This is a genomic window from Dechloromonas denitrificans, assembly GCF_020510685.1.
GTDB lineage: Bacteria > Pseudomonadota > Gammaproteobacteria > Burkholderiales > Rhodocyclaceae > Azonexus > Azonexus denitrificans_A.
On record NZ_CP075185.1, the window covers coordinates 4,210,024 to 4,225,839 of the forward strand.

Here is a 15,816-nt window from a genome sequence, read left to right on the forward strand (position 1 = left end):
AGCGCCAGGCCGGGCCGACCGGCGCATTATTTCGTCGCCCCGCGCAGGCGCCCGACGATGGCCTGCAAATGCGCCGGCGTAGCCGCCTCGGGCGGCACCGGCGGAGCGACATGCAAGGCGATGCGCGAAAACATGCCGCGCCGGAACGGTTTCTTCATCAGCGCGCCGTCGATCTGCGAGAAGAAGCTGCCCCACAGGCCACTCAGCGCCATCGGAATCACCGGCACCGGATTGGCCGCAAGGATGCGGCTGATGCCGGGGCGGAAGGGCTGCAGTTCGCCGTCGCGGGTAATGTGGCCTTCCGGGAAGATGGCGACCAGTTCGCCATCGCTCAGCGCGGCGGACACCTCGGCGAAGGCCTTTTCCATCAATACCGGATCATCCTTGGCCGAGGCGATGGGGATCGCCCGGCCGTGCCGGAAGATGTAGCTGAGCAGCGGCGTCCGGAAAATCCGGTGATCCATTACGAAGCGCACCGGCCGCGGCGCGGCCCCCATGATGACCACCGCATCGACCAGGCTGACGTGGTTGCAGACCAGTACCGCCGCCCCCTCGTGCGGGATGTGCTCGACGCCGGTGCTGCGTAACCGGTAAGCCGCTTTGATCAGCAGCCAGGCCATGAAGCGGATCAGGAATTCCGGGACCAGCCGGTAGATGTAAACGGCGACCAGCGCATTGAGCAGCGCCGCGATGCCGAACAGCGTCGGGATCGACAGGCCGCCGCCGAGCAGGGCCGCGGCCGACAGCGCGCCGACGACCATGAACAGCGCATTCAGGATGTTGTTGGCGGCGATGATCCGGGCTCGCTGTTCCGGGGCGCTGCGAATCTGGACCAAGGCGTAGAGCGGGACGATGAAAAAGCCGCCGAAGACGCCGAGCATCATCAGGTCGAACAGCACGCGCCAGATCGCCGGCAGACTGAGCAGAGCGAGCAGTTGATGCGCGCCGTGACCGACCAGACCGACCGGCGAGGCGAAGTAGAGATCGAGGCCGAACAACGTCAGGCCGATCGAGCCGAACGGCACCAGGCCGATTTCCACGTGCTTGCCCGACATCCGTTCGCAGAGCAGCGAACCGAGGCCGATGCCGACGGTGAAGGTGGCGAGCAGCAGCGTCACCGCATTCTCGCCACCGCCCAGCACGTTCTTGGCGTAGGCCGGGAACTGGGCGAGGAACAGCGCGCCATACAGCCAGAACCACGAAATGCCGAGAATCGAGAGGAACACGACGCGGTTCTGGCGCGCGAAATTGATATTGCGCCAGGTTTCGCTGATCGGGTTCAGGTTGATCCGCAGTTCCGGCGCCGGGGCCGGGGCGCCGGGAATGCCCCGGCTGGTCAGGTAGCCGGCCAGCGCGACGAGCAAGCCGCCCAAGGCGATCCAGGCCGGATGCGCGACCGAACCGGCGAGCAGGCCGCCGGCCAGCGTACCGATCAGGATGGCGACGAAAGTACCGGCCTCGATCAGCGCATTGCCGCCGACCAATTCCTCCTCGTGCAGGTGTTGCGGCAGGATGGCGTATTTGACCGGCCCGAACAGCGTCGAATGCAGGCCGAGCAGGAACAGCGCGCCCATCAGCACCGCCAGGCTGTGCAGCGCGAAGCCGGCCGCCGCGATGCCCATGATCGCCATCTCCAGCACCTTGACCAGGCGGGCCAGCATCGCCTTGTCGTACTTGTCGGCCAGTTGCCCGGCGGTGGCCGAGAACAGGAAGAACGGCAGGATGAAGATGCCGGCCGCCAGATTCGCCAGCAGCTCCGGCGGCAGCGTCGTCCAGCTTGCCGCCTGGAAGGTCAGCAGCACGATCAGCGCGTTCTTGAACAGGTTGTCGTTGAAGGCGCCGAGAAACTGGGTGGCGAAGAACGGCGCGAAACGCCGGGTTTTCAGGAGTCCGAATTGACCGCTCATGCTTGGCTCGCAGCGAAAAGGCGACGGGTGTGGAAAACCGCCGGTGAAAAGGAATGCCCCTGCCAGGCCAGCAGGCGCTTCAGGGCGGCTGTTCCGCCGAGCTGGCGAAAAAAGCGATGACGGGAAAGATTGGCGCGCATCAGGCCACCTCGGCCAGACGTTTCAAGGTGACGTAATCGATCTTGCCGGTACCGAGCAGCGGCAAGGCGTCGACCCGCTGGATCTTGCGCGGCACTGCCAGTTCGGGCATGCCGAGGTCACGCGCCTTGGCGGCCAGCAGCTCGCGAGACAAGGCGCCATCGGTGGTGAACAGCACCAGCGCCTCGCCCTTGCCGGCGTCCGGCTGACTCGAAGCGGCATGGGCCAGGGCGGGCGAGGTGGCGGTCGCCAGTTTTTCGACGACTTCCAGGCTGACCATTTCGCCGGCAATCTTGGCGAAGCGTTTGACCCGGCCGACGATTTTGATAAAGCCCTCGTCATCGCACTCGACGATATCGCCCGTCTCGTACCAGCCGTCACCGACCTCCGACACCGGCGGCTGCAACACGCCGGGTCGATCAGCCTTGAGGTAACCGGCCATCACGTTCGGCCCCCGGACGTGCAACAGGCCGCCGTTGGCGATGCCGGGCACTGCTTGCAGGCGATGTTCGATGCCCGGCAGCAGGTTGCCGACGGTGCCGGTCTTGTAGGCCATCGGCGTGTTGACCGCGAGGACCGGCGCCGTTTCGGTCGCTCCGTAGCCTTCGAAGATGCGCACGCCGAATTTCTCGAACCATAGCCCGCGCACCGCCTCGGAGAGTTTTTCGGCACCGGCCACGACGTAACGCAGTCGGTAGAAATCGTAGGGGTGAGCGAATTTGGCGTAGTTGCCAAGGAAGGTCGAGGTGCCGAAGAGGACCGTGCAACTGCGGTCGTAAGCCAGTTCCGGGATGATCCGGTAGTGCAACGGCGACGGGTAGAGGAACAGGCTGGCCCCGGTCAGCACCGGTAACAGCGCGCCGGCGGTCAGGCCGAAGGAATGAAAGATGGGCAGCGCGTTGAGTACCTTGTCATCCACCGAGAAGTCGATCACCGCGCGGATCTGCGCGATGTTGGCGAGGATGGCGCGGTGCGGCAGGACCACGCCTTTCGGCTGCCCCTCGGAGCCGGACGTGAACAGCACCACGGCCGCGTCCTCCGGCGAGGTCGGCAGTTCGAAGCCCCGCGGCCAGTGGATGGCCCAGGCGACCAGCCACAACTTGTCGGCGAAACTGATCCGAGCGCGAATGTCTTCGAGATAGAGCAGTCGCACGCCGCGCAGCCCGGCCAGCTTTTCGCTCAGCTTGGCCTGCTCGACGAAGGCGCGCGACGTCACGATGGTGCGAATTTCGGCGGCGACACAAGCCGACTGCATGGCCTCGCCCCCGGCCGTATAGTTGAGCATGGCCGGGACGCGCCGCCGCGCACTCAGACCGAAGATCAGGCCGAGCGTCGCCGCGAGATTCGGCAGCAGCAAGCCGATCCGTTCGTCGGGCGCGCTCACCCGCTCGATCTGGCGACCGAGGATCAGCGCCATTTTCAGCAAGTCGTTATAGGAATACTCGATCTGCTTGACGTCTTCGAGCAGGCGCCGCCGACCACCGAAAATCTCGGCGGCGTCGCACAGCGCGGTGTACAGCGTCTGCTGCGGCCGCGACGCGAAGATCATTTCCTGCATCAAGCGACGCATCGCCTCGCCTGACTTGCGCCGGCGCAGCTTGGCGGTCGGCGCTTCGGGCATCGGAAAGTGGCGTTCCGGCAACACCGTCAGGCGAATTTTCGGAAACAGCTCTTTCGGATATTTGCCGGAGAGACGCGAAAAATAACTGCGTGCCGCACCGTCCAGGCGCACCGGAATCACCGTCGCACCGGTCTTGGCGGCAACAAAGGCCGGACCGTCGTAAACCTTCATCAGGCTGCCGGTCTGGGTAATCCGCCCTTCCGGGAAAATGACCACCGGCCGACCGGATTCGATCAGGCGGATCACCTTCTTCATCGCCATCGGACTGGTCGGATCGACCGCCAGATAGTCGACCTGTGAAAGCAGGATACGGAACCAGAAATTGTTGGCGATCCCGGTATGGACGACGAACACCGGATCGATCGGCAGGAAAAGGCCAATCAGCAAACCGTCGAGAAAGGATTCGTGATTGGCGACGACCAGTAGGCGCGGCTGGGAAAAATCGGCCTGGCGCAACTGGATATCGACACGAAACAACAGACGGGCCAGGCCGCGCAACAGCGGCCGCAACAGCTTGCGCATCAGGTATTTTCCTTCAGGTAATCGAGGACGTTGCCCAGCGTCTTTGCCAGGGCATCGCGGTTGATCCAGAACCAGACTTCCTTGCCGACCTTCTCCGAAGCCAGCACGCCGGATTCGTGCAGGATCTTCAGATGGTGGGAAACGGTCGACCGGGCAAGCGTTGAAACCTCGGCGATCTGCCCGACATTCAAGCGTTCGCCCGGCTCGAACAGCAGCAACATGCGTTGCCGGTGCTCATCACCCAAAGCCACGAAGATGCGGGACATGTCCTTCCACTCAGAAGGCAGCGCACGGGAATAGTTATTAAACATATCGATAATCTTAGATACGTCGATATGTACTGGTCAAGCATTTTTTTGCCGAAGCCTCTCGACCGCAGCTTAAGTTGAGACTTTCGCTATTTAAGTCGAGATCGCACTTGTACGTAGTTGAAAAAGACCACTTTGGCGAACTTTCCGCGAATCCAATACGGTGACAAATACCGATATCGGAATGAGGAAGGCCCTGCAGGTTTCCCTGCCGGGCCGGATTCGGTCGCCCCTGAAGGGGCACCTCACACCCTCCAGGAGGATTTGATGAGGGGATTCTGGCTTGACCGTCATCCCGCATACGGGGTCAATATTCGTGTCCATAAGTTCCCAGACTGGGTATGTTTAAGTTAGTTCTCTTGCCCTCGAGTTAGCCGCCATTGCTTTACGAGAGCGTAGATAGCCGGAATGACCGCCAAGGTCAGAACCGTGGAGGAAATCATCCCGCCGACCATCGGCGCGGCGATCCGGCTCATGACTTCGGACCCCGTTCCCGTGCCCCACATGATGGGCAGCAGGCCGGCCATGATGGCGACCACGGTCATCATCTTGGGACGAACCCGTTCTACGGCACCTTCCATGATGGCTTCGTAGAGGTCGCCCACGCTGGGTGCCTTCCCTTCTGCCTGGCGCTTTGCCTTGAGCGCTTCCCAGGCATGGTCGAGGTAAATCAGCATCACGACGCCCGTCTCGGCGGCCACACCGGCCAGCGCGATGAAACCGACGGCGACGGCAACCGAGAGGTTGTAGCCGAGCAGCCACATCAGCCAGACACCACCCACCAAGGCGAACGGTACGGACAGCATGACAATGATGGTCTCGGTCAGGCGCCGGAAGTTGAGGTAGAGCAGCAGAAAGATGATGAGCAGCGTGACCGGCACGACAATCTTCATCTTCTCGATGGCGCGTTCCATCGACTCGAACTGGCCGCTCCAGGTCGCGTAGTAGCCCGGCGGGAACTTGACCTTTTCGGCGACCGCCTTCTTGGCGTCGGCCACGTAACCGCCGATATCACGTTCCCGGATGTCGACAAAGATGTAGGCGGAGAGCAGCGCATTTTCGGTTCGGATGCCCGGCGTCCCCTTGGCCACTTCAATCTTCGCCAACTGCCCCAGCGGAATCATTGCGCCGTCCATGGTCGGCACCAGTACCTGCTGGGCAATCTGCTGCGGGTCGGAGCGGAGTTCGCGCGGGTAACGCACGCTCACCCCGAAACGCTCGCGGCCCTCGACGGTCGTGGTCACCATTTCGCCGCCCAGCGCTTGCCCGATGACCTCCTGAACGTCGCCAACCGCCAGGCCGTAGCGGGCCAGCTGGGTGCGGTCCGGTTCGATGTTCAGGTAATAGCCCCCGGTAATCCGCTCGGCGAAAGCTGACGTGGTTCCCGGCACTTCCTTGACGACGGTCTCGATTTCCCGGGCCAGGCGCTCCATCTCGTTGAGATCCTTGCCAAACACCTTGATGCCGATCGGGGTCCGGATGCCCGTGGAAAGCATGTCGATACGGGCCTTGATCGGCATCGTCCAGGCGTTGGACACCCCAGGGAACTGCAGCGCCTTGTCCATCTCGGCAATGAGCTTGTCGGTCGTCAATCCCGGGCGCCACTCGGACTCCGGCTTGAGGTTGATGACGGTCTCGAACATCTCGGTCGGGGCGGGGTCGGTGGCCGTATTAGCCCGGCCCGCCTTGCCATATACCGAGGCGACTTCCGGGAAGCTCTTGATGATTTTGTTCTGCGTCTGCAGCAGTTCGGCCGCCTTGGTAATCGACATCCCGGGCAGCGAGGCCGGCATGTAGAACAAGGTGCCTTCGTTCAAGGTCGGCATGAACTCCGAGCCCAGCCTGCTGGCCGGATAGATGGAGACGACGAGCGCAACGATGGCGGCCACGATGGTGGTCTTCTTCCAGCGCATGACCCAGGCGATGATGGGCCGGTAGCCCCAAATGAGGAAGCGATTCACCGGGTTCTTGCCCTCGGGCATGATTTTGCCGCGAATGAACAGCATCATCAGGACCGGCACCAGCGTCACGGAGAGCAAGGCTGCGCCGGCCATCGAGAAGGTCTTGGTGTAGGCCAGCGGCGAGAACAGACGGCCCTCCTGGTCCTCCAGCGTGAATACCGGCAGGAAGGAAACGGTGATGATGAGCAGTGAGAAGAACAGCGCCGGACCGACTTCCTTGCAGGCGGCAATCATCGCGTCCGTCCGCTCGGCGTGCGTGTGGTTCTCAGGCAAGCGCTCGATATGCTTGTGGGCGTTCTCTATCATCACAATGGCCGCATCAATCATCGCGCCGATGGCGATGGCGATGCCGCCCAGGCTCATCAGGTTCGAGTTCATCCCCAGCAGGCGCATGGCGATGAAGGCCATCAGGACACCGACCGGCAGCATCAGGATGGCGACCAGCGCACTACGCAGGTGGAGCAGGAACACGACGCAAACCAAAGCCACGATGATGCTTTCCTCGGCCAGCGTTCGCTTCAGGGTATCGATGGCCCGGTGAATCAGCTCGGACCGGTCATAGACCGTCTCGATGCTCACCCCTTCAGGGAGGCCGGCCGAGATTTCGCCGATTTTCTCCTTGAGGTTGTGGATGACCTCCAACGCGTTCTGGCCATAGCGGGCCATGGCAATGCCCGAGACCACTTCGCCCTCGCCGTTGAGTTCGGTCAGGCCACGGCGTTCATCGGGTGCCAGTTCGACGCGGGCGATATCCCGTACCAGCACCGGCGTGCCCTTGTCGGCCTTGACGACGAGGTTCTCGATGTCGCCTATGCCGCGCAGGTACCCCTTGCCACGCACCATGTACTCGGTCTCGGCCATCTCGATAACGCGGCCACCGACGTCCCGGTTGGAGTCGCGGATTGCCTGCGAGACCTTGGCGAGCGGAACGCCGTAGGCACGCAGCTTCACGGGGTCGACGGTGACCTGGTAGGTCTGGACGAAGCCGCCAATCGAGGCCACTTCGGCGACACCATGCGCTTTGGTCAGCTGATAACGCACATACCAGTCTTGCAGTGTGCGCAGTTCGGCCAGCGTCTTGTCCTTGGCCAGGACGACGTATTGATAGACCCAGCCGACGCCCGTCGCATCCGGACCAATTTGCGGCGTAACGCCCTTGGGCATCCGGCCGGCAGCAAAGTTGAGGTACTCAAGAACCCGCGAGCGCGCCCAGTAGATGTCCGTGCCGTCCTCGAAGATGATGTAGACGAAGGACGCACCGAAGAACGAGAAGCCGCGGACGACCTTGGATTTGGGTACCGACAACATCGAGGTCGTCAGCGGGTAGGTCACCTGGTCTTCGACGACCTGGGGGGCCTGGCCGGGGTATTCGGTATAGACGATGACCTGGACGTCGGAGAGGTCAGGCAGTGCATCGAGCGGCGTTCGCATGACCGCGACAACGCCGGCCACGATGATGAACAAGGTGGAGAGCAGGACCAGGAAGCGATTGCGTCCTGACCATTCAATGATTTTGGCCAACATCGCGCTGTTCCTCAGTGACCGGCGTGCGGGTTGGCTTTGCCAGCAGGCTTGACGGAGGTGATGACCCATTCGCCCTGGCCGCGCTCGACAAACTCGAAGTCAATCGCCGCCCCCGGTTTCAACTGCTGCATGATGGCTTCGTTGGCGGGTTTGAACTCCATGGTCATTCCTGGCCAATTCAAACTGGCAACAGGCCCGTGGGTAATGCTGACCGTACCCGCCTTGGCATCGACCTCTTCGACTTTGCCTTCGGCCTTGTGGCCGACCTTGGCCGCCGCCGGTTTATCGGAAGGCGAGGCGCCACCGTGGCTGGCGTGGCCAAAGCCACCGATAGCCGCCTTCAGGTTGCTCTCGGCGTCAATCAGGAAATTGGCGGCAACGACTACCTGCTCGCCGTCGCGGACCCCCTCAATGACTTCTACCCGGTCGTCACTCCGCGCGCCGAGCTTGACCTCGCGGGGTTCGAATCGCCCCTCCCCGGCCTGGACCAGAACGATTTGGCGCGTTCCGCTATCGATTACTGCCGAGTTCGGTACGGTGACCACCGCACCCTTGGCGGTAGTGGGCAATTCGAGTTGGGCAAACATGCCTGGCTTCAGCAGATTGTTCGGATTCGGCAGGTCGATGCGAACCGGGATGGTCCGGGTCTCCGCCTTCAGGGTCGGATAGACGTAACTGATGGTCCCTTCGAAGGTCTTGTCGGGATAGGCATTGATTTTCACTTTTGCCTTGGCACCGGCCTTCACCCAGCCGATGTCCTGTTCGAAGACGTCGGCAACCGCCCAGACGGAGGACAGGTCGGCGACTTGATACAGGGCGTCGCCCGGCATGAAGCGCATGCCCTGGACAGCCTTCTTCTCGGTGATGATGCCGTTGACCGGCGAACGGAAAGTCAGCGTGCGCCGGGTTTCACCCGACTTGGCCAGCGACTTCACCTGCTCTTCAGAGATGTCCCAGTTGCGCAGGCGGGCCAGGCTGGACTCGGCCAGTTGGCGCATGCTGTCCTGCGTGGCGCTTTCTGCGCTCTTCAGGCTCTCTTGCCCCTGGACAGCGATGGCGTATTCACGCTGGGCCGAAACCAGCTCCGGGCTGTACACCTCGAACAGCGCCTGGCCCTTGCTGACCGGTTGGCCGGTGACATTGACGTGCAGGCGCTCGACATAGCCTTCAAATTTTGGAGAGATGGCGTAGGTACGGCGCTCATCCGGTTCGATGCGGCCGGCGGCACGGACCACCTTGTCCAGATTGCGCAGGGTGGCGGCTTCGGTGCGCACACCGAGCTTCTGAATTTTCTCGGTACTGATTTTGATTTGCTTGGCGGAGGCCGGCTCGTCATCCTGCTCGCCTTCGTAGACCGGGATGTAGTCCATGCCCATCGGGTCTTTCTTCGGGGTCGGCGAGGTATCGGGAAGCCCCATCGGATTGCGGTAGAAAAGAATCTTCGGTGCCTTCTTAGCAGTCTCGGCTGCAAGGCTAGTGGCGCCATCGGCGTGCGGGGCCGGGGCGTTCTTCTGACCAGCCCAATAGCCTCCACCGGCGGCCAAAACGGCCACCACGGCGGCGGCAATCACTCCCTTGTTCATCCCAAAGGGATTTCCTTCGGTCATAGGTCTTCTCCGAGAATTCGTTCGATTTCGGCAAGGCGGACTTGGGCCTCGGCACGCGATTTGATTTGGTTGAGCTTCGCCTGGCGAATCTGGCGCTGGGCATCCAGCAGGGTCGCAAAGTCGACCTTGCCGGTTTCATAGCCGGCCAGTGCGGCCTTCAAGGTCAGTTCTGCCTGAGGCAGCAGGCTGTCGGTCGTCAGCCGTTCGGTTCGCCGGGCGGCATCAAGCTCGGAGATGTTGGCGGAAAGGTCAGACAGCAGTTGGTTCGAGGTTGCATCACGCTTGGCGCGGCTCGCCGACACCATCGCTTCCGCCTCGCGTTCCTGGGCGCGGCGGGTGGACTGCTGCAGGGGAATATTGATTTCAAACATCAGGTCCCACTGCTTCACTTCGTTCTGCATCTGATTCGGCACAACGCCCACGGTGAGGTCGGGGTAGCGATTTTTGTAGGCCAGGTCGCGGCTCTTCTCGGCGGCCTTGATGCGGTGCTCTTCGGCCGACAGCATCGGGTTCCGGGCGCGGGCTCGCTCCTCAAGAGAGACGTAGTCGAGCTTGGCAAGCGCCGGCAACGGCCGCAGGCTTTCGGGCATCGCCAACGGTGCATTGGCGGGACGCCCCAGCAAGGCATTCATCCGGGTCATCAAATGGTGATGCTCCGTCTCCAGGGCGATCAGCTCATTGCGCATCGAGGTCTGCTCGACCTGGGCCCGGATGACGTCCTGCTGGGCCGCCAGGCCGCCGGCGTAGCGGACCTGGGCAATCTTTTCCAGGCGCACCATCAGGTCGAGGATTTCCTTGGTCAGACTTTCATTGCGCGCCAGGTAATAGAGCTGTGCATAGGTCGTCTTGATCTTGGTGGCGACCTCGCTCCAGGTGCCATAGGCCCGCCCCTTGGCGCCTTCCGCCTCGAGTTCGGCAATCTCGCGCTTCAAGTCGCGTTTGCCGAACCAGGGAATGTCCTGCATCAGCGTATAGCGCGTGCTGCCGACGCGGCTGGGAGACAGGGAGGCGCTTTGTGACCCGCCCTTGGTAATGTCCATCAGCTCGGTGCGCAGCTTGGGGTCAGGCAGCGCGCCGGCGGGCGTGATGCGTTCAGCCGCCGCATCCGCTTCATAGCGCATGCTGGCAAAGTCGGGATTGGCTTCCCGCGCCAGCGCAAGCAGGCTTTCAACATTGCCGCCTGGTGCCTGGGCCTGGGCGCCCAGGCACCAGGCGGCGGCGAGCGCGGCGCACAGGAGTTTGCGCGAGGTCGTTATTCGTCTCATTTGTTTGTCCTCGTGATGATTTCCGGTGGCAGCGCGTGCCAACATACCCTTACTTTGGCAATTCCAGGCGCACGATGGTCATCGCACCATTGACGTTGTCCGAGGCAAAGCGGATTTTCTGGCCGGCCTTCACTTTGTCGAGCCAGGAAGCGTCCTTGACCTTGAAGGCCATGGTCATGGCCGGCATGCCGTTGGGCAAGGCGTCATGGGAGACGGTCAGCTTGCCGCCAGCCTTGTCGACCTTCTTTACCAGACCATCAACCAGTGCAGCTTGGGTGGCATCGGAATGCATGGCCCCGTGACCGGCATGCATGTCATGGTCAGCAGCCATTGCCACGGCAGGCACCAGGGCGGCGTAAAAAGCAAAGGAGGCAATCAACTGTTTCATGGGGGTTCTCCGAAAAATAAAGATTAATGTTTGGCGAAAACTTTGGCGCTGCCGTCTGCCTGAACGAGCAGCGTCTCATAGGGTTGCGGGTGACTGGTTTCCATGCCCGGGGAGCCTTGGGGCATGCCCGGGGCTGCCAGGCCAACCGCCTTGGGTTTTTCCTTCAGCAGGCGCTGGACATCCGCAGCGGGAACGTGGCCCTCCACGACGTAGCCACCCACTTTCGCGGTATGGCAGGAGCCGAAGCGCTCCGGCATACCGGCAAGCTTCCGGGCAGCCGGGACATCATTGACGTCCTTGGTAACCACGTCAAACCCGGCCTTGCGCATGTGCTCGACCCATTTTTCGCAACAACCGCAGTACTGGCTTTTGAACACCTCAACGCGCTCCGCCGCCTGGGCCAGGTTGATGCCGGCAAACAGCGACAGGGCAATAATCAGGGAGCGGGTTTTGAGCATATCGACCTTCGTTGAGCGATGAGGGGTAAGGTTTGGGAACAAAGTTTAGGTATCGGCACCCAACAGCAAGCTGACCAAAAAATTATATTTCGGTAATCAAGGGGCTTAGTGGCTGTGCTCATGCTTGCCGTGGGAATGGCCTTCATGGTTATGCGGCTTGGGCGAACTCGGTGCTGATACAGGGAGTTCCATGCCCGCGTGAGAGTGTCCTTCGCTGGCGGCAACGCGGGCCTGATATTCGGCGGCCGAGAGCTTCGGCAGGACTTTGATGAAGGCCGTCAGGTCCCAGATGGCCTCATCATCCATCCCACCTTTCGCCCAGGCCGGCATCCCGGAACCCTTGACGCCATGTTTGATAATCCAGAATCGACGGCCATCCGCACCTTGTTCTTCGGCTGCAGAGTCTGCCAGCGACAGGTTTGGTGGGCTTGGATACAGCCCCTTGCGTATCTCGCTATCCTCGACACCAGGTGACAGGTGGCAACTAACGCACATCGCCTCGTAGTTTCCGGCGCCGCGACGGATGCGTTCCCGGGATGCCAAATCGGTTGGCGGGACGATGTCCTTGGCTTGCTTGGCAACCGACTGTTCGCGTGCCCATTCAATAAACTTGGTGATGCCGGGCGAGTGAGCCGAATCGGCCGCAAAGTCGATGCCGCCTGACTGAATGAGGCCATAGCTCGCGATAGCCCCGAGACTAACTACGGACACCGCGCCGAAAAGAAATTGCTTCATGGACTTCCCCTGATTTCAACATGCACCATTTTGGGGAAGTCGTCCTAACCAGAAACTGACCGAAAAATTACATTTTCGTAATCTAGATGGCTAGTCTGCAGCCTCAGAGCAAAATGAGCAGTAACACAGGCATCACAAGGAGTAGCTCGATGAGGATATTGGTCGTCGAAGACGAGCCGAAAACAGGCGATTACCTTAAGCAAGGGCTATCGGAAGCCGGCTTTATGGTCGACCTGGCCAGAGATGGCCTGGATGGGCTTCACCTTGCCCTGACCGAGGCCTACGACCTGGCGGTGCTGGATGTCATGTTGCCGGGCATCGAGGGCTGGCAGGTACTTCAAGGCATCCGCCGGGCCGGCAAAGAAATGCCGGTGCTGTTTCTGACAGCCCGTGATTCGGTTGAAGACCGGGTGAAGGGGCTGGAGCTCGGAGCTGATGACTACTTGGTGAAGCCATTCGCGTTTTCTGAATTGCTGGCAAGGGTGCGTACCCTGCTACGGCGCGGGGGTAAAGCGAAAGAATCCGACCTTCTCAAAGCCGGCGATCTGGAACTCGACTTGATGCGCCGACGTGTTACCCGGGCGGGCAAGAAAATCGACCTGACATCGAAAGAGTTTTCACTGCTTGAGTTGTTACTTCGCCGCCAAGGTGAGGTGCTGCCCCGCTCGCTGATTGCCTCCCAGGTTTGGGATATGAATTTCGATAGCGACACCAACGTCATTGAGGTCGCCATACGCCGCCTCCGTGCCAAGGTCGATGACGGGTTCGAACAAAAGCTCATTCATACCGCCCGCGGCATGGGCTACGTTCTGGAAGCCGAATAATGAAGTGGGTGGCAGGCAACGCTCTTACCACGCGCTTGACGCTGCTTTTTGCGACCGTATCGACGTCAGTCCTGCTACTGCTCGGCGTGGTCATTGGCTCGCTGGTCGAGCGTCATTTCGAGGACATGGACCTCGAACTCCTTGAGGGCAAGCTGGAGCTTATTCAGCATGCCCTCGCCGCGACCCGCAGCCCTGGCGATTTGGCAACCATCCCCGCCCAACTGGACGCCGCTTTGATTGGTCATCACGGCTTGGCCGTCGGCGTTTGGGATGAGACTGGAAAGCCGCTGTACCTATCGGAAGAGGCTTCGTTTCCTACGGGAAGCCAGCCTCAAGTCCCGGCTGCGCAATTCCCCCGCACCTGGACAGGTGCCGACCAGCATCTTTATCGGGGGATTATGGGTACGGCGCCAACCGGCATTCCAGGTGGGGCCTCAACTACCGTTGCTCTGTCGACTGATTTGTCACATCACGAGCACTTCATGCAATCCTTCAGACTGACGATGTGGGCAGTTGTCGCGCTTGCTGCCACACTCTCAGGATTCCTGGGGGGATTAGCGGCACGTCGCGGCCTGGCGCCATTGCACGACATTGTTCGCCATGCCGCGGATATTACGGCGGAGAAGTTGGACCAGCGACTCGAGGAAGGCAATATCCCTCTCGAGCTTGCCGAGGTCGTTCGGACGCTTAACGGCATGCTCGCCAGGCTGGAGGACTCCTTTCGGCGTCTCTCGGATTTTTCGTCGGACCTCGCACATGAACTGCGCACCCCAGTCAGTAATTTGCTGACCCAGACTCAGGTCACGCTATCCAAGGTACGAACGCTCGAAGAGTACCAGGACATATTGGCCTCAAATTCGGAGGAGTTTGAGCGCCTGTCGAGAACCATTGCCGATATGCTGTTCCTGGCGAAGGCCGACAACAATCTCTTGATTCCGCTCCGCGAAGAGGTGGACCTGGGGGCCGCAGTATCCAGTCTGCTGGAGTTCTACGAGGCTTATGCCGACGAGAAGCAATTGCGGCTCTCGTGTTCAGGAAAGGCATCGATTGCTGGTGACCGCTTGATGCTACGCCGTGCCATAGGCAATCTACTGTCGAATGCCGTCCGCCACACCCCCAAACTTGGCCGCATCTCTATCGAACTCAAGGAAACGCCAGAGGGAGAAACAGTCGTTTCCGTAGAGAACACAGGGGAAACAATCGACCCAGAACATCTGCCAAGGCTGTTTGACCGTTTCTACCGTGCAGATGCGTCACGCCAACACTACGGAGAAGGCTCCGGCCTTGGATTGGCAATCACTCGCTCGATTGTCCAGGCCCATGGCGGCGAGGTCTCGGTAATATCCGAGCGTGGCTTAACCAGGTTTTCCATTCGCTTTCCACGTTAAGTTGCTGGCAACGTCAATTAAGGAATTGAGACTGGCTCTGCGGATCGCAGTTTTCGACTTTAATTGTCGAGAACAACAATTGTTCTTACCAATTAAAGTCGAAAACTTGAGTCACGAATCCACGCGGGTTTGGAGGTTTCTGATTTTGGTTGCGTTCAGTACGATGTCGAAAACTAGAGCCTAGCCAAAGACTGCAATTTCTCCTCAACAGCAATTACAGTCGAAAACTGACCGCCAAGATCTTTTTCTAGTTACCTGCCCGTAGCGAGATTACGAGAACCACATGTTGGCAATTTGCGATCTGAATTATCGTTTTTGATCGATTCAAAGCTATTTCGATCCAGAGGTACTGCGATATAACTTTTATCTGTGGCCGCACTATCAATCGGGCGAAGAAAAATTCGATTGCCTCCAATATCGATCAATTTCCCGCGCACAAGCTCACAATCATCTTTAATCACACGGATGCAATTGCCTTGCCGCGCAGTTTCTTCAAGGCACCCTTTTCTGTTTAGGATGGCATCCGCATCAATCGAGCCTTGCTTGCTGCCTATATACGGGCCCACGATAAGCAGAAAAATAGTGCAGGCAAAAACAAACGAAAGCACACAATAGAGCACACAGAGACCAACCCCAAGACCAATTGGTGGAACTAGCCAACCAATCCAACCGATCACCCGAAGCCGAGTCAGTTTTGCCCGCATGAGGAGAAGGTAATCAGTCAGTCTGCTCTGGACTATTACAAAAATTGAGCTGTGGAAAATTTGCACAGCCTTTTTCCAAACAGTTGTCGAATGGCGTCCAGGCCAAGCAATAGAAAACCAGACCAAAATAGAAACAAATACACCTGCGCCCAAAGCCAAGTAACGGAATGTTGGATTGAAAAACGCTTGTCGAACGAAATCGATCATCTGCTCGATACCAAGGTATTTCGTTAAGTCGATGGTGATCTGAAGCACAGGCCGATAGCTACGAACAAGGTAATCCAAAGGCGTTCGCTGAAGCAGTTCTGGATAAAGTCCAAATTTGTCCAGATAAAACAGGTCGTAGCCGTAACCCAACAAAGTTAAGCCGAGGGAATATGCGGAGACCAACATGGCCATTACCGTCGCTAGTTTTGTGACGGAAAGCCATTCGTTCTTTGGGGCGGCTGGACTATCCATTTAATTT

The 15,816-nt window shown here is 60.0% G+C and carries 13 protein-coding genes; 2 read left to right on the plus strand and 11 right to left on the minus strand.

Annotation, left to right across the window (positions count from 1 at the left end; all coding sequences use genetic code 11):
- Positions 1-26: 26 nt before the first annotated feature.
- The 10 genes from KI611_RS20010 to KI611_RS20055 all read right to left on the minus strand — a co-directional run bounded on the left by KI611_RS20010 (position 27) and on the right by KI611_RS20055 (position 12,434).
- The gene (locus tag KI611_RS20010) at positions 27-1,907 is read right to left on the minus strand and encodes an MFS transporter (RefSeq protein WP_226417405.1); all 1,881 of its coding nucleotides are present in this window, start codon (positions 1,905-1,907) and stop codon (positions 27-29) included.
- Positions 1,904-2,047 (minus strand): hypothetical protein, encoded by a 144-nt coding sequence (locus tag KI611_RS20015; RefSeq protein WP_226417406.1) that lies wholly within the window; start codon positions 2,045-2,047, stop codon positions 1,904-1,906. Before KI611_RS20015 ends, KI611_RS20010 begins: the two co-directional genes overlap by 4 nt.
- Positions 2,047-4,188 (minus strand): bifunctional acyl-ACP--phospholipid O-acyltransferase/long-chain-fatty-acid--ACP ligase, encoded by a 2,142-nt coding sequence (aas, locus tag KI611_RS20020; protein WP_226417407.1) that lies wholly within the window; start codon positions 4,186-4,188, stop codon positions 2,047-2,049. Before aas ends, KI611_RS20015 begins: the two co-directional genes overlap by 1 nt.
- A complete protein-coding gene (locus KI611_RS20025) occupies positions 4,188-4,454 on the minus strand; it encodes an ArsR/SmtB family transcription factor (protein WP_226417408.1) in 267 nt (88 codons plus the stop codon). Before KI611_RS20025 ends, aas begins: the two co-directional genes overlap by 1 nt.
- Before the next feature lie 392 nt (positions 4,455-4,846).
- Positions 4,847-7,981 (minus strand): efflux RND transporter permease subunit, encoded by a 3,135-nt coding sequence (locus KI611_RS20030; protein ID WP_226417409.1) that lies wholly within the window; start codon positions 7,979-7,981, stop codon positions 4,847-4,849.
- Positions 7,982-7,992: 11 nt separating this feature from the next.
- Positions 7,993-9,588 (minus strand): efflux RND transporter periplasmic adaptor subunit, encoded by a 1,596-nt coding sequence (locus KI611_RS20035; protein ID WP_226417410.1) that lies wholly within the window; start codon positions 9,586-9,588, stop codon positions 7,993-7,995.
- Positions 9,585-10,853 (minus strand): TolC family protein, encoded by a 1,269-nt coding sequence (locus KI611_RS20040; protein WP_226417411.1) that lies wholly within the window; start codon positions 10,851-10,853, stop codon positions 9,585-9,587. The genes KI611_RS20035 and KI611_RS20040 overlap by 4 nt, the downstream gene beginning before the upstream one ends.
- A 49-nt stretch (positions 10,854-10,902) precedes the next feature.
- Positions 10,903-11,241 carry a copper-binding protein gene (locus KI611_RS20045; protein WP_226417412.1) on the minus strand — a complete coding sequence of 113 codons (339 nt, stop codon included), beginning with the start codon at positions 11,239-11,241 and terminating at the stop codon, positions 10,903-10,905.
- Positions 11,242-11,264: 23 nt separating this feature from the next.
- Positions 11,265-11,699 (minus strand): DUF411 domain-containing protein, encoded by a 435-nt coding sequence (locus KI611_RS20050; protein ID WP_226417413.1) that lies wholly within the window; start codon positions 11,697-11,699, stop codon positions 11,265-11,267.
- Positions 11,700-11,804: 105 nt separating this feature from the next.
- Complete coding sequence (locus KI611_RS20055; RefSeq protein ID WP_226417414.1) at positions 11,805-12,434, minus strand: c-type cytochrome; 630 nt, start codon at positions 12,432-12,434, stop codon at positions 11,805-11,807.
- A gap of 149 nt (positions 12,435-12,583) precedes the next feature.
- Between KI611_RS20055 and KI611_RS20060 the strand changes: the two genes are divergently transcribed.
- Both KI611_RS20060 and KI611_RS20065 read left to right on the plus strand, forming a co-directional pair.
- On the plus strand, positions 12,584-13,258 hold the full coding sequence (locus KI611_RS20060) for a heavy metal response regulator transcription factor (RefSeq protein WP_226417415.1): 675 nt from the start codon (positions 12,584-12,586) through the stop codon (positions 13,256-13,258).
- Positions 13,258-14,646 (plus strand): heavy metal sensor histidine kinase, encoded by a 1,389-nt coding sequence (locus KI611_RS20065; protein WP_226417416.1) that lies wholly within the window; start codon positions 13,258-13,260, stop codon positions 14,644-14,646. Before KI611_RS20060 ends, KI611_RS20065 begins: the two co-directional genes overlap by 1 nt.
- 251 nt (positions 14,647-14,897) lie before the next feature.
- Here the strand turns inward: KI611_RS20065 and KI611_RS20070 are convergent, their stop codons facing one another.
- Positions 14,898-15,809: a hypothetical protein gene (locus KI611_RS20070; RefSeq protein ID WP_226417417.1), complete on the minus strand. Its 912-nt coding sequence runs from the start codon at positions 15,807-15,809 to the stop codon at positions 14,898-14,900.
- Between the last annotated feature and the right edge of the window lie 7 nt (positions 15,810-15,816).